General features: G+C 26.0%; 15 protein-coding genes. 4 read left to right on the forward strand and 11 right to left on the reverse strand.

The window, feature by feature from the left end:
• Positions 1 to 30: 30 nt before the first annotated feature.
• From PRV_RS02190 to rpsB, 7 genes are all read right to left on the reverse strand, one after another.
• The gene (locus tag PRV_RS02190) at positions 31 to 882 is read right to left on the reverse strand and encodes a hypothetical protein (protein WP_022770254.1); all 852 of its coding nucleotides are present in this window, start codon (positions 880 to 882) and stop codon (positions 31 to 33) included.
• 5 nt (positions 883 to 887) lie between these two features.
• A complete protein-coding gene (locus PRV_RS02195) occupies positions 888 to 1232 on the reverse strand; it encodes a ribosome-binding factor A (protein WP_022770258.1) in 345 nt (114 codons plus the stop codon).
• 4 nt (positions 1233 to 1236) lie between these two features.
• Entirely contained in the window at positions 1237 to 2961 is a 1725-nt protein-coding gene (infB, locus tag PRV_RS02200; protein ID WP_022770262.1) for a translation initiation factor IF-2, read from the reverse strand.
• Positions 2962 to 3006: 45 nt separating this feature from the next.
• Entirely contained in the window at positions 3007 to 4299 is a 1293-nt protein-coding gene (locus PRV_RS02205; RefSeq protein ID WP_022770266.1) for a NusA N-terminal domain-containing protein, read from the reverse strand.
• Positions 4292 to 4624 carry a hypothetical protein gene (locus PRV_RS02210; protein WP_022770270.1) on the reverse strand — a complete coding sequence of 111 codons (333 nt, stop codon included), beginning with the start codon at positions 4622 to 4624 and terminating at the stop codon, positions 4292 to 4294. Before PRV_RS02210 ends, PRV_RS02205 begins: the two co-directional genes overlap by 8 nt.
• Before the next feature lie 185 nt (positions 4625 to 4809).
• Positions 4810 to 5256: a transcription antitermination factor NusB gene (locus PRV_RS02215; protein WP_022770274.1), complete on the reverse strand. Its 447-nt coding sequence runs from the start codon at positions 5254 to 5256 to the stop codon at positions 4810 to 4812.
• A 5-nt stretch (positions 5257 to 5261) separates the two neighbouring features.
• Positions 5262 to 6053, reverse strand: coding sequence for a 30S ribosomal protein S2 (gene rpsB, locus PRV_RS02220; protein ID WP_022770276.1), 792 nt, complete (start codon positions 6051 to 6053; stop codon positions 5262 to 5264).
• A 173-nt stretch (positions 6054 to 6226) separates the two neighbouring features.
• Here rpsB and PRV_RS02225 point away from each other — a divergent pair, with 173 nt between their 5' ends.
• Entirely contained in the window at positions 6227 to 7741 is a 1515-nt protein-coding gene (locus tag PRV_RS02225; RefSeq protein WP_022770279.1) for a hypothetical protein, read from the forward strand.
• 16 nt (positions 7742 to 7757) lie between these two features.
• Positions 7758 to 8354 (forward strand): nicotinate (nicotinamide) nucleotide adenylyltransferase, encoded by a 597-nt coding sequence (gene nadD, locus PRV_RS02230; protein WP_022770283.1) that lies wholly within the window; start codon positions 7758 to 7760, stop codon positions 8352 to 8354.
• A gap of 10 nt (positions 8355 to 8364) precedes the next feature.
• Here nadD and PRV_RS02235 read toward each other — a convergent pair whose 3' ends face one another.
• Complete coding sequence (locus PRV_RS02235) at positions 8365 to 9834, reverse strand: MFS transporter (protein ID WP_022770287.1); 1470 nt, start codon at positions 9832 to 9834, stop codon at positions 8365 to 8367.
• Between the two features lie 122 nt (positions 9835 to 9956).
• On the opposite strand from PRV_RS02235, the gene PRV_RS02240 reads away from it, so the two are divergent.
• Positions 9957 to 10955, forward strand: a complete 999-nt coding sequence (locus PRV_RS02240) for a CPBP family intramembrane glutamic endopeptidase (RefSeq protein ID WP_022770290.1) — start codon at positions 9957 to 9959, stop codon at positions 10953 to 10955.
• On the opposite strand, the gene PRV_RS02245 is transcribed toward PRV_RS02240, so the two are convergent.
• On the reverse strand, positions 10952 to 11986 hold the full coding sequence (locus tag PRV_RS02245) for a nicotinate phosphoribosyltransferase (RefSeq protein ID WP_022770294.1): 1035 nt from the start codon (positions 11984 to 11986) through the stop codon (positions 10952 to 10954). The two genes, PRV_RS02240 and PRV_RS02245, sit on opposite strands and share 4 nt — an antisense overlap.
• Before the next feature lie 315 nt (positions 11987 to 12301).
• Between PRV_RS02245 and PRV_RS02250 the strand changes: the two genes are divergently transcribed.
• The gene (locus PRV_RS02250) at positions 12302 to 12928 is read left to right on the forward strand and encodes a DJ-1/PfpI family protein (protein WP_022770298.1); all 627 of its coding nucleotides are present in this window, start codon (positions 12302 to 12304) and stop codon (positions 12926 to 12928) included.
• On the opposite strand, the gene PRV_RS02255 is transcribed toward PRV_RS02250, so the two are convergent.
• Positions 12917 to 16327, reverse strand: coding sequence for a DUF3713 domain-containing protein (locus PRV_RS02255; RefSeq protein ID WP_022770302.1), 3411 nt, complete (start codon positions 16325 to 16327; stop codon positions 12917 to 12919). The two genes, PRV_RS02250 and PRV_RS02255, sit on opposite strands and share 12 nt — an antisense overlap.
• Before the next feature lie 27 nt (positions 16328 to 16354).
• Positions 16355 to 20092, reverse strand: coding sequence for a DUF3713 domain-containing protein (locus PRV_RS02260; protein ID WP_022770305.1), 3738 nt, complete (start codon positions 20090 to 20092; stop codon positions 16355 to 16357).
• Positions 20093 to 20105: the final 13 nt, after the last annotated feature.

A 20105-nucleotide genomic window follows, 5' to 3' on the forward strand; every position in this document is an offset into this window, starting at 1 on the left:
ATTTTCTCAAAAACAATTGGCTTTTTTACTTTATTTACTTTTATAAGTAAGATTAATTGGGCCTCAACCGCCCATATAATTTATCCATTGATAAAGTAAAAAATTAAAAAAAGCAGTTAAAAACAAAATTGCTCCAACAAAACCACAGGAAATAATGAAATAGTGAAAATATTTAGTCTTATATAAATAATTAATATTTATGAAATAAAAAATTCCTAGTATTATGTAAGGAAATACTATTGCTATACATGCAATAGCAGAAAGAATTACTATTGCATATGTTCAATTAGAAAAGAAATTTATGTGTTCGCTGGCAAATCTGACTTTTTCTCAATTAAATAAAAAAGTTTTTCCAAATAATAAAAAACCCAACATAGTCAATAAAAGAACAGCTCCATATATTTCAAATTTTTTAAGTTTGTCAAAATTTTGTGGAGCTTTAAGAGTTATTTCTACAAAACCATTAAATTCAATTCAAGCATTTTTTAACTCCCTCTTAAATTGAGCTAAATAAGTATAAAAATATCTATATTCAGTACCTAAAAAAGGTATATTAGAAGAAGAAAGCTCTTCTTCTTTTCTAACTTTAAGACTTAAAGCTGAATTTATTTTTTTAAGAAACTCTTGTTTTTTCTTATATTTTTCAATAGTTTTTTCAATTTTGCTACTTAAAGGTGAATATTCAGCAATTTCTTTTCGTAATTTTTTTTGAAGTGCAAGATCAGGTTCAGGATTTTCTTCAAAAAATTCTTCTCTAGTGTGAGCAAAAAGATCTGAAATTTCAACTTCTTTAGTATTTTTAGAAGCAAAATTCTTATATAAAAAAAGTTTTGCTAACTCATCATCCCCAATTTGTTCTAATGTTCTTTTTCTATCTTCCAAAAGAATTAAATAATTTCTTGGTTTATTAAAGCTTCAACTTTTCTCGCTTGTTTAATAAATGAATCTTCTTCAAAAATTAATTTGAAATGAGTGGGAAGATTCAGCCTTTCAATTAATTTATATTTCAAAAAAGGAGCTAATTTGCGTAATTTATTTAATATCTCGTTAGTTGTATATTGATTTTTAAGCAATTCCAAGTCTAAATAAATTACTATATTACTTAAATTTGGGCTTAACTTAATATGATTTATGCCCAAAAGGGCATAAAGTTTTTCGTCTAATTCAGTTAATCAAATCCGCCTCATGACTATATAAATCTCTTTTGAAAGTTTTTCTGAATTACCTCTCATAAAATTAAATCTTTCGTTCTATTATTTCATAACTTTCTATTACATCATCTAGCTCTATATTATTTCAATTATTTAAAACAATACCACATTCTTGACCTTCTGAAGCTTCTTTTACCTCAAAAGTCTCTATCTTGAAAGATTTAATTGTGGTCTTTACTAATTGATTTCCTTCTCTAATAAGTCGAACTTTATTATCAAAATGAAATTTTCCATAAATTACTGAACAACCTGCAATTGTTCCAATTCTTGAGTGAGTCCATAATCTAATAACTTTACATCTTCCAAGAATTTTTTCAATTTTTTCAATTCTTCTATGTTTTTCTTTATGATCTAATATTTTTTCTTCTAATTCATAAATTGAATTAATATTCCAAAACACAACATTTAAGAAATTTAATTGCTCTTCTACTCTTTTAGGAATTTTTTGCTCAAAATTAATAATTATTGCTTTTTTAATAGAAGCTAATTTAATATCTGCTTCACTTATTTCTCCACTTCCAATAGAAATAACTGAATAACCAAATCTAAGAATAAAAGTTTGAATAGCTTCTGATGAGCCAGAAACTTTACTTTTAATAATAAAAGAAAAGTGAGTTGGATCATCTTTTTTAGCTAAAGCGCTATCTTGTGTAGAATCATATCCTTCGACTTTATTGCTCTCTAATTGGTTATAGTGAGCTAATGCCGCTTCTTTAGTGGGAAAAGAAAAAAATTTCTTTCCAGGAATAGGTAGCTTATCGAAACCAGAAATAGAAACTGGTTTTGAAGGAGATAATACCTCAACTTTTTCTCTATTTTCATCAGAAATAGTTTTTACCTTACAAAATATTCCTTCCCCCGCAATATAATCTCCAGCTTTTAAATTTCCTCTTATAGTTATTATTTCTGCAATAGCTCCCAATCCTTTCTCTATTCTAGATTCAAGAATAACTCCAATAACCGGAGGAGATAAAGTAGTTTTATAATCTTCTATTTCTGATACTAGTGAGATAGTCTCTAGTAATTCAGCAATTCCTTGTCCTGTTTTAGCTGATCCTTTTAAAAGAATTACATCTCCTCCATACTCTTCTAGTTCAATTTCTTCAGTAGTTAATTGTTTTTTTAGATTTTCAATTGAATGTTCGCCTCGATCTACTTTATTTACAAAAACTATAAGTTTCAATTTATGACTTTTGTAATATTCAATAATTTCTTTAGTTTGAGCTTGCACTCCATCATCAATTGCAATAACCAAAACAATAATATTTGCAATAACGCCTCCAATTGTTCTAAGCTTTGAAAATATTTCATGACCTGGAGTATCTAAAAAAGTAATGTAATTATTTTGGAATTTCACTTGATAAGAAGAGATGTGTTGAGTTATATTGGCATATTCCTTTTCAGCTACATTAGTTTTTCTTATTTTGTCCAATAATGTAGTTTTTCCATGATTTACATGCCCCATTACTGCCACTACAGGATCTTTTTTTACTCATTCAAGCTCCAAATCTTCTTCAGAAAGAATTGCTTCTGAATAAATATTTTTTGACTTCTCTTCACTCTCTTTAAGGAATTTCAAACCAAATTCAAGACATAGCTCTTGACATAATTTTTCATCAAGTCAAGAATTTAATTGCATTTCTATTCCTCTCAAAAAGAAATATTTAATAATTTCAATAGTTGGTATATTTGTTTGTTCCGAAAAAAACTTAATGGAAACTGCTTTGTTTTTATATTCAAAGTGGTCCATTTATTCTTTTAATTACCTCTAGGTATTTAACCTAGAGATAAAAATTTAATTATTTAATTTATTGTTTTCGGAATCAAATTCTTCAAGATCTTCTTTGAATTTTGATTTATGTAATTTAAATATTCTTCCTGAAATATCTGAAGCTTTAGAATCCCAATTTTTATCAATTGGAAGATAATTAATTCTTTCTGTTTTAGCCTCTTGTATTGTTTTTAAACATATTTTTCATCCAGTCAAAAGAGAAACTAATTTAACATTAATTCCTCTTTTTCCCACAGCCAAAAGTAAATTTTCTAGAGTAGTAATTAAAAGAATTGAATTTTCCTCCTCCTCTAAAACTTTGTAACCTAAAATTTTTGTTCCTGTAAAAGCATTAACAATATTTTTTATTGGATCAGAATTTCATAGGATTACATCAATTCTTTCATTTAATAGTTGGGAAGAAATAATTTTTAATCTATTACCTTTAGGCCCTATACAACAACCTACTGGATCAATATTATTATTCTTAGTACTTACTAATACTTTACTTCTATTTCCAGAAATTCTGGAAATGGCATTAATTGTTATTAACCCATCATGAACTTCTGAGATATGTTTTTTCATTAAATATTTAACTATAGCTGGACCTGTTCTAGAAAGAATAATTGGACATCCTGCAGAATTTTCCAAAACATCTTTTATTTCAAAAATATATATCTGACCTGGAACCAAATTTTCATAAATTCTATATCCATCATTAGATAGAGATTGAATTAAATCTGGCCTAAAAACAACTCCTTTAGTGATATTATCTTCATTTTCCGGATCTATTAAGCTAACTATTATCTCTCTAGGTAATTTTTCTTTAGTTTCGAAAATTTTTTCTACCATACCTTCAAAAACTTCTCCTTTTCTACTAATTCATTTTTCATAAATTCGCTGATTCATAGTTTCAAGAGTCAATTTTTGAAAATGAAACAAAATATTTTTAACAATTCTTGTACTCAAATCTTCCAAATTAATAGGTTTCAAAAAAATATCTCCTAAAGCAAATTTCTTTTGCTGAATTTTAGGTAATTTATTTATTGGAATTAAACATTCTGCATCTTCCATCCCTTCTCCATAAAAATAGTCAGGAGTAACTATTTTTAATTCTTTTCAAAGTTCTATCTTACAAGCATCAATATCTATTTCCAGTTTTATCTGACTATCAGAATATTCTCTTTCAAAAACATATTTGAAGGACTCTTTTAAGAAATCTGAAATAGTACTTTTTTCCAAAGAATATTCTTTAGAGATCTTAGCTAAAGCATCTAAAAAGTTTTTATTATTAATGTTTAAGCTTGATCTACTCATCAGGAACTATTTTTATCTTTTTGCCTGCAACTTTTTCTAGAAGATTATGTACTAATTCTGTACCTCTTTGACTGTACATAACATCAAAAGCTATACAAAATTCATAAATAGATAAATAAACTATAGTCACTAGACCTAATACTATTATTAAACCTAAAGCAACATACCAAGGAATTGGACTTTTGGTTTGTTGAGCTACTAATCAAAGTGCTAAATAAAAGCTAAAAAGACAAAATGCAGAAAATAATCCATTAAAAAAATATTTAGATCTGGAAGCTTTAATGAGTTCTTTACACTCATAATTTTCTTTAAAAGTTCTGTACACATATAAAAAGAAAAAACTTAAGAATATTGGAGCACTGACGGAAAGAGTAACCCAACTTGCAGTTTCTTCAGGTTTGCAACTATTTGGATTTTTGCAATTTATAGTAATAACTATACTTAAAGCAATTGCAGGGCCAAAAACACTTACTAAAAGGTAATATCAATACTTATGCTTCCACTTAAGTACTAATTGTTGTTTTTCTTTATTTCCTTCTCCTTGATTAATAATTGTTTTATGTAATTATCTATTACAGCATGTACTAATTTATATTCATCTTCTCCATAATCTTTAGCTAATAATACAGATTGTTGAATTAAAATTGCAGGTTCCGTTTTGAAAACTGAATATTCTGAAAAAGCTTCCAGAATAATCGCAAGAATACTCAAATTTAATCTGTGAACACTTCAATCTGTTCTTAAAAGTTGATCAATTTGTTCTAAAAAAAGAGTTTTATCTTTAATGTATCTTTTGTAAATGCGCCATTCAAAGCCAGTCCAACTATCATTTCCATGCTTCTTGCTCTTTTTAGCTTCATCAAAAGAATTTCAAATTAAATCAGAATATATTGCTTCGCATATATTAATTCGCTTCTGAAATCTCGATATTCTATAAGATTGAATTTCACTATCCACTTCATTTATTTCTTACCATGACTAGAAGAAGACAGTAACTCTAAATGTTCAGGAATAGTTACAAGACTATCTTCTTTATAAGCTATTAATGTTTCTTGCCCTACTGCTTCTGCAATGGCATCGCACAATAAATTAGCCAATAAATAAATAGATTTAGGAGAAAAATTATTAGCTGGAATAGAAAAATCAACAATATCAGGATTGTTATTACTATTTATTATTCCTACTACTGGAATATCCATTTTTTTAGCTTCTAATATGGGAATTAAATCATTTACAGGATTAAAAATTACCAGCACATCAGGCAATTTAGTTAAACCTTTAATTCCATCATAATTTTTTTCTATCTTTAGCTTTTTCTTTTTTAATTGAGAAATTTCTTTTTTAGTTAATTGTTGACTAAGATTTTCTTGTTTTAAAAACTCATCTAATTCTGTTAATTTATTTAAGGTTTTATTTACCTGTCTGAAATTAGTGAATAAACCCCCTAGTCATCTTTGAGTAATATAAAAGACATTAACTCTTTTTGCTGATTCTTTAACTATATCAGCAATAATTTTGTTTTTAGAAGAAACAAACATAATTTCTAATCCTGATCTAGATAAGTCATAAAGATAAGAATATGCATTTTGTAAATGTTCCATAGTTTTTTCTAAATTAATAATGTGTCTTTTCTTATATTCTTCTTTCAATAAAAATGGAGCCATCTTTGGCTCTCATAATCTTGATTTAGCCCCTAAATGAAGGTCAAATTCTACCATTTTTTCTATAGAAATTAGATCTCTTTTTTCATTCATTAAATAAACTTGTGCTTCTTTAAAGTACTCAACTTTAAATTTAATACTTAAAAATCAATAAGATAAGATTGATCAGATTTAATTTTTTGATTTTACAGTTATTAAATTATCTCTAAAAGAGTTGTTTTAAGCGATATCTTTAATTTCTTAAGTTAAAAGATATAAAAGATTTAATGTCAAGTAATACTTTAGGAATTCTTCTCGGGATTTGCTTATTAGTAATTATTCTAGGAGCTTGCTACATTCTAAAAATAAATGGTGAATTAAAACATAAGAATTCAAATAACAATGAAGAACTAAATAAAGAAACTATAAATAAATTAAATAGTTTAGAGCAATTCTCTAAAAATTTACAAAAACAACTTTTTTATGAAGAAAAAGAACGACAAGAGAGGGAAATTAGAGCAGAGCTTGAAGAAGCTTATAACCGAAGAATTAAACGAATTGAAGAAGAAAGGAAAGAACAAAATGAAATAATTTATAGACTAAAAGAAAAAATTAAACATCTAACAGAAACACAAGAACAAATAAGTTGAGAAAAAAATAGATTGGAAAGAATTAATTTTGATTTACGCGAAGATCAAAAAAATCATGCTATTTTTATAGATTTTTATGCTGCTTGCAAAGATTGGGGTTTGAGTGAGATAGAAGAGGTAAGAAATTTCATTAAATATTGAAGGGAAAATTTCGAATATATTGAAATAACTAAACGAAAGTCTAAGAGTAAAAAGGGACCCCAAGAAGGGGGAAAAGAAGGAGAAAAAGAATGAGAAAGACTCTTTAAAAAAACTTTTGAAGAATGGCCTTCTTATGAATTTAAATTAACAAAACAACCTAGAGACCAATTAGGGAGAAGGGCCGACTTTAAGATTGAATTTTCTTCAGGCAAAAAATATTTAGATAGTCTAGGAGTACTAAAAATATTAATAGAATTAAAGACTTCGCACAAAAAATTTATTGATGTTAGTAGTACTGATTTCAGAGAACTTACTGAACAAATTATTAAGTTATTAGAAGAAACAAGATACAATAACGAAAAATTTGATATAGCTCTTTTTATTATTGGAGAAAAACTAATACCACAAATATTAGGGGATGAAGATGTTATTTGATTTGGGTTAGGAGGAGAAAGAATTCTCTCTTTAGAGGAATACATAATACGAGGAGATCCTATTCTTGCTTTAACCAGCTTTGAATATTCCCACATTTTGTTAAAACATTTATTCTATTCTTGAAGAATTTTTGCAATTACTTCTGATAACAAAATATTTTCTAAATCAAGAGATATTAAACAATTTGAAGAAAGAATTCCTAATTTAAATAGACAAGCTTTGAATTTATTTCATAGTACAACCAAATTAAAAGATGAACTTCTTGAACAATTAGCAATGATCATTGGAGAGCTTTGAAAGAAAAGTGAAGAATTGAGGCATTGAAAAATTGATATAGATAAAAGAAATGAAATTCTAAAAATTACTGAAAGAGAAGTTCACGCAGCTATTGAATGAGTTCGTTCAATAACTGTAAAACATGATCAATCTTGTACTTGCGATTCTTGCGAACAAAAGCGTTGAATTGATAAAAATTGCAAAGAAATAGATTTATTTAGAAAAGAAATTAGAAGACGAGGGCAAGAATTTTTCTCCTTAAAGAGAAAAATTGAGAGAAAAAATAGAAAAAACTTCTAAAACACCTTTTAGTTAGTTGTACAAATATAAAGCTTTAAAAATAGGGCTATTTGGGGGTTCTTTTAATCCTCCACATTTAGGACATATTTATCTTTCTAAATATGCTATTAAAACACTTAAATTAGACTATTTAATTCTTATACCTACTTTTCAATCAGTAGATAAAGATAAAAATATTTATGCTGATTCTCAAGATAGATTAAATATGTTATTGCTTTCTATAGCAGGAAAAAAAGTAATAATTTCTTCTTATGAATTAAAGCTAGAAAAAGCAATAGAATCAATTATTACAGTTAGACACTTTAAGTCTTTATTTCCTAGCGCAAAACTTTATTTTTTGTTTGGAGAAGATCATTGCTCTTCTCTAAATACTTGAAAAAATATTAAAGAATTATTTTCTTTAACTGCTCCTGTTATTTTTAGAAGAACTAAAAACTTTTCCAAAGAAAAAATTCTTCCTTACTTAACTAAACTAAATATTTTGAATACTAAATTTCTGAATAACCCCTTTTTTCCCATTTCTTCTTCTGAATTTAGAAGAAGTAGAAAAAAAAATTTATTACATAAAGATGTTTACAAATACATCGAAAATAAAAAACTTTATTTAAAGTAAATACAAATTTTTAGTTAATTTTTTTTAAAGAATTAAATCTAAATAATTTAATTAAATCTACATATTCTGGTTTAGATTCTCTCAATTTGGAAGAAAAAATACAAAATAAAAATATTAAAGCTGTTAAAAAGCTTAATGAAACTAAAGAATTAACATTATTTGCTAAAACTGAAGCAATAATATAGTATGCTGTTAGAATAATATATCCTATACCTCAAATACAGCTAAAAAAGGTGGCTGTTTTTTGAGTACTATAATTCTTGTATTCAAGAGGAATAAATAGTAGAACTGATTGAATTCCTAAACCAAAAAAGGCCAGAAAAAAAGCTCCAAGAAAAATAATGACATTCGTAAATCAAAAAATAGTACTATCATTTCCCCAAATATTCATTGCTCAAGCGGCTGCGGACATTACAACTCAAATAGCGAACATAGTATGCAAAGAACATTTAACTATTGAAGTTCTTTGAAATCTTGAAAGATTTAATTTTCCTAAAAAGAAAAGACCAAAACAAGTTCCAGTAAAGAAAATCACTGTATAAAGTGATTTTCAATCAATAGTTTTAAATATTTCTCCTTGCGCTGAACTTAATTTTTCTTTATTTTCGCTAGATAAATGACTAATTAATCCTTTTAATTTATCAGGAACAAAAGTAGAAAATAACACTGAAACCACTAATAAACAGCTATAAGTCAAAATTCATAATCAAGCCTCTTTTTCTCTCAAAAGAGTAAAGTAATTCTCTTTTTTCTCCAAAGATAATTTCTCTGAGAGAGAAATTAATTCAAAGTCTTTTCCATGAATATAAAAGAAAATTAAAGGTAGAAATGCTAATAATGCAGTTACACTTGCAGTTCATCTTCAATATGTAGTTAAAAAATTAGAAATAGGAGAGATCATGAATAATAAATTTACTACCAGCCCTGAGAGAGCAAAAGTAAATCCGTTTCAAGCTACTAATTTTTTTCTCTTTTCAGGAAGAACTAATTTTGACAGTAAAGGAGAAATGTAAATTATTGTCAAAGTTCCTCCTGCAGCCATAATTAATCTCCCTAAAATGAGAACAGTTCAATGGGGACTAAATACTAAAGGCAAAGAAAGAGTAACTAAAGCACATGCCATTAAACATGCTTTCCTAAAACCAAGCTTCATCAATATATAAGAAGCTGGGATTGTGAAAATACCTCTAGCTATGGTAATTGCAAAATTAACTGAATCTGCTGCAGTTCCTTTTGAGATAAATTCAAAAGCTTCACTTCAACCTGTTTTTGTATTTCCCGATGATGATCCTTTTAATTTAGAAAAAATTAATCAATTAGTACAAAACATACAATAAGCAAAAAATAAAGCTATTCACATATTAAAGGCCTTCGGATAGAAGGTCTTTAAATCTAAATTGAGCTGTATCTTATATTTATTAGTTGGTCTTTCAGGAGGTCAAAAAGGAAGATTCCTTCTTTGAACTAAAAAATTAAACAAGTTTTAAAACAAAAACTAAAAGTTTAGAAAAAATGAACTCTCAAGTCTTTTTAGATAAGACCAGAAATAAATGAATTTATTTGACGCAATTGTTCTTCATACTTCCATATTGCTTTGATTTTTTGATATTAATATTCTCAACCATTTCTTTTTTTCAGGAAATGAGAATAAATGGCGCCGCAACAAATAATGGACAACATTCTAAGAGATGATACGAAACACCTCAACTATCTTATCTAAAAATTGGATATCTTTTCATTATTGGTTGCTTATTCATGATTATGAATTGCAAATATAAAAATTGTCATAAATTGGGAAAATATTGCAATTTTTTTTATCCCGAATATAAACTCTGAACATTTTGCTCTATTATCCAACCATTTTTAATTTTGTTATCTCAAATTATTGAAGGAGTGCCAAATTCCGAAGAAAAAAAAGGAGGAGAGGCGATAAGCATCATCTTACTTTTTATTCAAGTGGCGCAATTTTACATTATCTATATTTATTTAAAGAGTTGTTGAAAGCCTGTCAGTCAACAATTTTTCTCGCTATATAGAAATAAATGAGGAATATTTGATTCCGCAAGATTTACTTATTATGCCACGAGAATTTTTGGAATATTGTTTTTAGAAATTATTATTTTCGCTGCTTTTAATTTATTAATTCAAAATTTTTTAACTAATTCTAAAAGTTCAACACCAAGCAATGGAACTGAAAATCAAAACCAAATAGTAGGAAAACTAAATAATATAAAACAAGGTCAAGAAATTGGAAGATTTATTTTTACAGTAATTACATTAATTATTATCTCTCCCTTTATTGAAGAAATAATATATAGGAAAGTAACACTAAAAACTACAAACTTTAATTGAAAAACAATTTTTACTAGTTCTATTATTTTTTCTCTTTCACATATAAATGTCACTAAAGAAACAATTTTTCATCTTTGACCTTATTTATTGGGAGGATTCACCTATGCTTTAACTTATAAATATTTCAAAAATATTTGAGTGGGGATATTAACTCACTCTTTACATAACTTAATTACATTAATAATAGTTTTGTGAAAAATTTTTAATCCTCACTCAGTAAATACAATAGCTACTAACACCATTATTTAATTAATTTCTATTAATCTTTTATTTTCTCTATAACTTCTTCCAAATTTAGATATTTTTTTATCTCCTAATTTAACTAAATCTCCAGTAAAAAAAATATTTATATGAGTTAAAAATTGACCTACACCAAAACCATCAACTCTAACTTTTTCATCAATAAATTCTTTAATTTTTTCTGGAGTAAGTCCAGAAGAAATATAAATCTTTACATGTTTTCCTCCAAAAGAATCTAAGGATTCTCTTAATTTTTTAATTAATGTAGGATTCACTCCCATATATTTTCTTTCCTCGGGAAAATCAATTAAAGAAGAATCTTTAATTGTTGGATGGGTATCCACTCTAACTCCTTTTAATTTTTTTCCAAATTCTTTAAGCACTGTCAACGAATCTTCTATTACATTATTATTGAAATCTACTAATGCTATTAAAGGTAATTTGGGAAAAATTTCATGATATTTTTTCATAGTCTTTAAGATATCTCCTTCAAAAATTTGAATAGCTCCATGAGGAAGAGAATGGTAAACATTTATTTTTTCTTTTTCATTAGAAGATAATTCTTTATAGAAGGGGAAACTTTTTAAATTGGGGGCTGAAAAAGATCTAATCCCTCCCACATAATAAGCTCAACAATCTCCTTCTATATTTCTATAGTGATCTGATCTATCTGCCATACAAATAATTTCTATACCTTGAGCCGCAGAAATGCATTCTTTAGCATTATTTGATAAAGAAGTAGATCTTGAAAGAATTCCATCTATTATTCCTTCATAAATGGAAATATATTGATATTTCCCTTCTAGCTCTAGCACTACTTCTAAATTATTAATTAAAGCTCCTTCTTCTAAATAACGAACTTTAATTCTTTTATTTTCTATTTCTTTCTCTAAAAGTTTTAAAACTTCTTTAATTCCTGATAGAATAACTGAATTTTTTCTCTGAAAAAATTGCATCACTACTATTTCATCAGAATATATAGAAGATAATTTTTGGGCATCAAAAAAATAGCTAGAAATTATTTTTTTGAGATTTCCCACCTTTAAATTAATTTAATTTCTTAAGCTTAAAGATGGGAGTATTTTTACAATTGACGTAAAAATTCAACTTATCCTGCGGCAGGCTTAACAGTGCCTCAAACTGTTTAATTAAATCCAACAAACTTAATTAACTTAGTCGGTAGCGGTCTTAGCAGCTTAACTCAATTAGCTGTTTAGTTTTTAAATAAACTTTTTCTGAAGGGGTTTTAGTCGCATTTAAAGGGATAAGCTAAAACAGGAATTTTTATCGGAGATGGGAGAATGACCCATTACTTCCACCATTTTTATTAACAATAGTTAAATAATTAGATAAGTATGTCTAAAATAGTGAAAATAGGCATTCTTACAGCAAACAATATTGAAGATATGGAATTCATTATTCCTTTTGATATTTGAAGAAGAGCTAAATTTGTTGTAGAAACAATTTCTTGTGAAGTGAAAAATAATGCATTATTGCATTACTCAAATATGAAAATTAGTGCTAATTTCAAATTAAAACTAACAAATTTAGAGCAATATGATCTCCTTTTCTTTCCTGGGGGTCCAGCTTTTAGAGCTTATCTTTCCCCTCCAGCTACTTTTAAAGATTTAGGTGAATCTAAATTGCATACAGCAATTAAAAAATTCTATAAAAGTCCAGACAAATGATTAGTTTCTATTTGTGCTGCTCCAATTTCACTATTAACTATACTAGAAGGAGAACTTCACGAAAACTTTAAATTCACTTGTTACAATGATTCAAAATTAATTGGTGATTATTCTAAATTATGGGTTGATAAGCCAGTTGTTATTCATCAAGAAAGACAATTTATTACTGCTCAAGCAGCTAGTTGTGCTTTACAACTAGCTTTCTTAGTGGTAGAACTATTTACTAGTAAAGAAGAAGCTATTAAATTGGCTAAAACTATTCTTTATGATTATGTTTCTCCTTTAGGAGATTAAATTTAATTGTTTAATTAATTCATTGTTGTAAATTCATTCTCTAGCTTCCGTATTGGAAGCTAAAAGAGCTACAAGTAAATCTAAAGTATCTTCTGATAGTTGTTCTTTTAATTTATCTATATTTTCTCCCAAAAAGTCAAATTGATTTACTTGAAATAAGAAAGTTAAGTAATGTCTTTCCTTATCTCCTTTCTTATCAGTAAATATATAAGGCGTTTTTTGATCTGGAAGGGTTCTAAAAAATCCGGAAAATCTATTTCACATTCTATAAAAATCTTTGTAATTTTTTTTTCCATCTTGAGTTTCAGAAGTTTGAGAAACTTGTTCGCCTGACTGTTTATTTTCTAAAACTTGCTTAATTTTTTCTTTTAACTCACCAATAGTTAAAGCCTCAAGATCAAAATCTTTTTCAACTTGACTACTATCAAATAATTCAGCTAAAGCTTGCAATAAAGTTGGATTAGGTCTAGTTTTATCTTGTAAATTCAAATATTTTAAAATTTTTTTCTTTAATTTAAAAGAATCAAAAATAGTTTTTAGCTCTTCATTACTTTGTAAATGAATTTTTCAATTATCTTCAAAAAATAGACCTTCTAAAAATCCTTTATTCTCTTCTTCTGTTGAAGAAAAATTAGTATTTTTTGAATCATTATTTATTCAAAACTTTTCAAAAATACTTGTTTTAAGCTCTTCTGGAATCTCTTTAGTTGTAAATTTAGGAGTTATTAATCCCATAAATCCACCTAATTTATTTTTCTCTGCTCCATGTACATCATTTTTAATAGCTTGTGCTTCAAAAATTTCTTTGTAAAAACTAAATTCTCTTTTTTTAGAAGAGATTTTTTCTTCCTCTTTGGAAAAGTTTGTAGTTCCAGTTAATAATGGATTTTGTATTTCTGAAGGTAAAGATTGTGTGAAATTAGAAAGTAAATTTTTAGGTTTGCTGGAATCTTCATTTTTGTCTTCTAATTTTTTAGCTATTTCTTCCATTGTTTCCGGATTTATTTCTTTTAATCAAACTAAATAAGAGTTTTTATTGAAACTCTTATTAAAAATATGATTTGTTAATTTAGATAAATTTGAATAATTATTTTTTCTAAGTCAATATATTGAATATAAAAAAGAAATTAATTCTCTAGAATTCAAGGAACTACTTTCATAAGCATCATCACTTAAATAAAAATTTCTTAATATTCAAGAATTTCTTGCTTTAGTAATTCAAGAGTCAATTTTTCGTCCATTATCTTCAGTTGATTTTTCTTCTTCTCCTTCTTCTGGATTATTTTGTAAATTTCCAAATATTGCTCTTTCTTCAACTGGCAAACTTAGTCAACTATCTAAAAATAAAGTCTTATTAATTAAATTCTCCCATTTATTTTTTTCTTCTCCATTTTCGATATTTTCATTATTTGTATTAAGAAAATCTGCAAATCTTTTAATTTGTCCTGCAAGATTTTCATCTTCATTATTAGCCGCGACATTAAGTAATTCTTCTATTTTCTTGGAAAATACTGAATTAACTAATAAAGATTTATTTTCTAATATTTTCTCCAAATTTGCTCTATTAAGTAATTCTGAATGAAAAATATTTTCTAAAGACTTAATTTGAAAATCTTTTTCTCCTTCTTTATTTAATAATTCTTTTAATTTATTGGCCTTTTCTTCTAATCCATAAATATTGTTTTTAATTAAAGAATTAAATAATTTGCTATAAAAAACATAATGATTATTGCCATTTTGTTTTTCTTTATTTTCTTTTTGCCTCAAATTATCAAATTTAATTTCTTCTTCTGAAAAAGAATTTTTATTTCCAAAAATAAGGGGATGAGGATTAAATAATCCATCTTCATCATTTAAAACAATTATTCTTTTATTTTGTGGATCTCCATTTGCAGAATTATTTGGTAGATGTGTTGCAAAAGAAGAAGGAACTTCCCTATATATACTTGAAAGAATGCTTGAAAAATTCTTGATATTTTCCACTCAATAAAGTTTTTCTAAATATTCTTTAATTGCACCAAATATCTCTGAATGTTTCTTGAAATATTCCTCAAAACTTAATTTATCTGTTTTTTGAGCTCTCATTAAATCTAATTTCAATTCAAAAAATAAATTAGTTTGTCCATTTCCATTTTTTTTAGATAGCAAATATTTAAAAAATATATTTTCGAAATTATGATTTAAAAATTTTTCAATATTTTCAAAATCACTTTTAGCTAATTTATCCATAGAAATAGAAGAAAATTGATTTTTTTTCGGAATACCATAAATACTTATTCCTTCTTTTTCTCGAGAAATTATGAATTTATCATTACCCCATTCATTGGATTTTTTATTTTTTAATTCTCTAACACCATACAGACAAGCATATTGATTTGAACTAGGCCATCAACTTCTCCTATTTTCTTCTAATATCTTATTTCAAAAATCCTCTTTAAATATTGATTTTTTAACTAATATACAATCCCCACTAATTTTTTGCTGATTTGTGTAATTTTTATTTTCCTCTAATTTTTCTAAAAATAGAAGCAAAGGATTTTCTTCAAAATTTGTATTAGTTTTATTTCTTAAATTAGATAAATCAAGCTCTGAAAGCTTATCTCCATTAGAAGAAAAAGTAGAGTTTTTATTTTCCAAAATATTGAAAAGATAAAGTAAAGAGGCCAATTTTCTTCCATCTTTTATTTCTTTTAATTTGGAAATAGTTAATACTTTCTTTTGGAAATATTTAGAATCAATTTCTTTTTGATTTTTCAAATTCAAAATGAATTGTCTGTAATTTGAGTGAATTGTTTCAAATGCAGGAAATAAATAATTCTTTATTTCTTCTTTTTCTTTTGCTAAATTATTTGGTTTATTAAAAATATCGCTATTTTCTCCTTTAGTTGAATAATTAATATTTCATTCATAAATTTCAAAAGGTTTTTCTTGTTCTTTCCATTGTTCAAAAACAAAATTTCTAAAATCTTCAAATTTATTTAATAAAAATCATCCTTTTTCTTTAAAAAAGAAATCAATGAAAAAATTTTTAATTAAACCTCAAGAAAAATCATCTAAATTATTCTTACTTTTTCAATAATTTAAGTGATAATCAAAGAAAAATTTATTAATTTTTTGAGAAATTGGATAAAAATCTTTCTGATTTTTCCACATTTTGATAATTCATCCCATTAAAAGCTGTTTAACAACATTTTCTACAGTACTTTTAGAAAAAGTTGTTAAATTCTTTGAAAACAACATAGAAACTTTTTCGGTTTCATTACTTCCTGGAATAATCGAAAGAATATTATTTCAATATTTAATGGTTGAATCAAATTTTTCCATTTTTATATCTTTTTCAGGAATTCCATAAGTTCTATAAAGTGGTATTCCAGCTCCCCCGCCTATTAAAGAAAGCATTAATATTTTTTTAAAAAACAAAGTAATCTAACTTAAATGTCTTTGATCAACATTACTTTGGAATTTAATATCATGAGCTTTTAATTTATAAGTTCCACTGAAGAATTCATTCATTGATTTTTCTTTAGTATTCAATTCTTCAGTTTCTTGAATTATTAATTCAGACAATATTTCTGTAGGAAGTTTTTTAAATAATTGACATAATTTTTCTTCTGAAGAAAAATCTTCTCCCGAAACTTGAATGAAATAATTATCTTTTTTTTCTTTTTTACCATTTCCTCTTTTTCTCTCAAAATATTTATTGTCTAACTTTTTATTTCCGTTTGTTTGAGAACTTTGAGTTATTTCTTCAACTTTTTTATTAAATATTTCTTCTATTTCTTCCTTTTTATAGTATTTGGAGGCATACAAGCTTTTATCAGTATGTAATAATTGATAAATTAAAGCCTTCTTTTTATCTTCCAAATACAATCTCTTTTCTAACAATTTGTTATTTGAATTATCTTCATAATAATGAATTAATTCAGTTTTATAAAAAGAAGGTCAAATATTATTGTTGATTTTTGAAAGTCTAAAAACTATATCATCTAGCTGTCCAAAACTATTAATACTATTTATATACTTGATTAATTTATCTAAACTAGAAAAATTAAATAAATTGCTACTTTCATCTGGAATAGAATCTTTATTTTTTTCTAATTTCAATAAAAATAAAGGTATTTTCTTTTTTTCTGTTGTTCCATTGCCATTTGTGGCGTTGCTGGAATTGGGCGCGCCATTAGATTCATTCTTTTCTTCTTCAACTTCTATTCCTTCTTTTCAAAATTTTCTTATTCCTAATTTCAAATCTTTTTTAGAATCGAAAAATTTAATTGATTGTTCACTTGTTTTATCATCATCCCTCAAAAATGGGTGAACAATAGCTTTATCTTCTTTTTTATCTCTCAATTCAAATAAAAGATAATGATATTTATCTTTATTTCCTAATTCATTACTTAAGGATTTTCTCAAATTCTCAAATTTATTTTTTGTTAAGTAATGTAAAGCGATGAAAAAATCTAATAATGAAGTTTTTTCCTTTACACTTCTTAAATTATTCTTTTGCCAAATATAAAACAATTCAAATTCAGATAATGAATTAGTTTTTTGTAAAACAGAAGTCTCAGTAGATACTCTTACCTGTTGAAGATTATTAGAAGATTTAAATTCAGGGAATTCAACCCAAAAATTGAAGTAATTATCACCCATTCTTCTTAAATAATTCTTAAACAAATATTTTCATAATAAAGAATTAAAAGGTTTTTTCAATTCTTTACCTTCTCGAAAATTTCAATCCTGCAAAACACATTCTTGTTGTAAAGTACTATTTTCTGAGCTACTTTGTTGATTTTGAGAACTATTTCCATTTATACTACTTCCATTATTTTCGGAGGGAGCATCTGCTGTTAATAATTGATGTGATTCATTTTGTATTTTCAAAATATAGTCTCAATCATCATTTGAAGTTTGTTGATCTTTTTTATTAAATAATTTATTTGAACTAAAAAAATTAGACTCTAAAAGTTTTTTTTCTTTAACTATGTAATTAACGAAATCTTTATTAGTCAATAATTTGTCCAATAAATAGTCAAAAATGGGATCTTTTATAAAAATTCTTTGACTATCTTGAACATTGTAATCACTCCCCCTTACTTTCAAATCAATTTTTTTATTCTTTAAAAGTTGATCAACAGAGCTATAATATTCTGCAAGTTTATTTAAAAATTCAGGTTTTTTGGATTTAAGAGTCGAGGCTGAAGATGAAGCTGTCTGTATCATATTTTTTGAACTTTCATTTAAATCTCCTATAGACAACTTAAATATTCCCTCTTGATCTGGAAATCTTTCTTCTTTATCTTCAGCTTTAGAGCTAACTTTATAGGCAAAAGATGAAGATAAACCTTCTTGGGGATGGCTTAAAGGATATTTATTTAAAAAGCTATAATTTCTCAATTCTCAATCCTTTTCTCCATAATTTTTAATAATTTTTTTTCTCAGTTCAATAATTTTGGAATAATTCTTATATTCTCTTTTAAGCTCAATTAATTTTTTAAATATTTCAACATAACTTTGGAAATATTCCTTATCTTTCAATTTCGCAAATAAAGAAGATTTATCATGCTCAAAAACAAAAAATTCCATTAATAATCTATTAAAGTTGGAGTCTAAAAAAGATGAAAATTGTTCCTCTCAATTTTTAGATACTTTAATTGATTTTTCATGAGAATCATAGGTTTTATTATTTCAATTACTTTGAAGATTTCTGAAATTAAATCAATTAAATAAATCTTTAATATTTCCAACACCATTAGAATTATTTTTGCCCCATACATCCTCTCCATCTAATCTAATGGCATGAATTCCCTTTTCATCTCTAAAAAATGTTCATCCTATATCAGTTTCTCTTACATCATAAATATGATTAGAACTATCTTTATTATTTTTTAGAATTCTCGAATCAAATTCAATAGCTTTAACTTGTCTAGAATCCTTCTTATCTAAAAATATTGAAATAGGATCTTCATAAGTTTTAGAAGAACTGCCATTTTTCAGGGATAGTTTATTTATTTCTTTAGAAGCTACATTGTTTGGCTGTGAAGATGTTCCTGTAGAATTCTTGTTATTTAATTTTTTATTTATTAAATAACTGACTACAGAAGCCTCTTCTACTGTATTATTTTCAAAAGAATTTAATAATTCAATAATGGTTCCATTATATGGTTGATCGCTCATTCAAACAGGAATATATTTTTTCTCTAAATTTAACTGATTTTGGTTAGAATTCGAGCCATTATTCCCATGTTGTCCTATTTTTTCCAAAAAAGATTTGAAATTCTTAATTGATTTTTCAGAAAATATTGGGAAAGAATAACTAGCTCTTGCTGGTTTTTTTTCCTTTAAAAAAGAAAAATTGTATTTATTTTTTAATTCATATTCTGTAGCATTTTGGTCATAATTTCAACTAATTAGCCAAAAATATATTGGTAAATTTTCCTCAAATCATTTTCTATAAGCTCAATTGAGAAAATCATATTTTCCTCAAATCATTTTTTCTATTTCGGAGCCCCTTGAATATTGTTTTGTAGGATAAAATCCTACTTTTTCTCAATCTTCCTTATTTTCTATCTGCGAATTTGAAATAACATCACTTCTTTTTAAGAAATATTTAGAGATATCTTCATTATTTGAAGAATTCTGATTTCATTGTTGTTGATTATTAATTCTGAAATCTAATTTACTCATATTAGTTAAAAAAGATTTAACTAATTGATAACTTTTAGACCTTAACTTAAAAGAGTTCATACTTTTTTTAGAACCTCAAAATTGATCTCAAAAATCTCTTTGAGGGTGCGCAGGCTTTATTTTCTCTCAAGCGTGTTGATATTCATCTTCATAATCTTCTTCTCATTCTTGTAATTGTTTATAAGTTCAATCAGTGGATTGAGAAAGATATCATCGCTTGGAAAGTTCTTGCGCAAAAGATTCTATTAAGCCTTCTTGCGCTTCTACATTAATTAAGGATTTTTTCAAAAAAGAAGAGACACTTTCCCCTTCATAAATATCTATATTGTTGAAATCTTTTATATCTTTCTTTAAAGGGGAAATATCAGCATTTCAAGATTGAAATTCTCTAACTATAGGAGAAGTTGCCACTACAGGAGTAATTACTCCTGCCCCTACAATAGAAGTGAATAATATTTTTTTGACTGTAAAAAAAGCTAGCATTTAGTTTTTTATC

It is taken from the genome of Mycoplasma parvum str. Indiana, from assembly GCF_000477415.1.
Lineage (GTDB): Bacteria > Bacillota_I > Bacilli_A > Mycoplasmatales > Mycoplasmoidaceae > Eperythrozoon_A > Eperythrozoon_A parvum.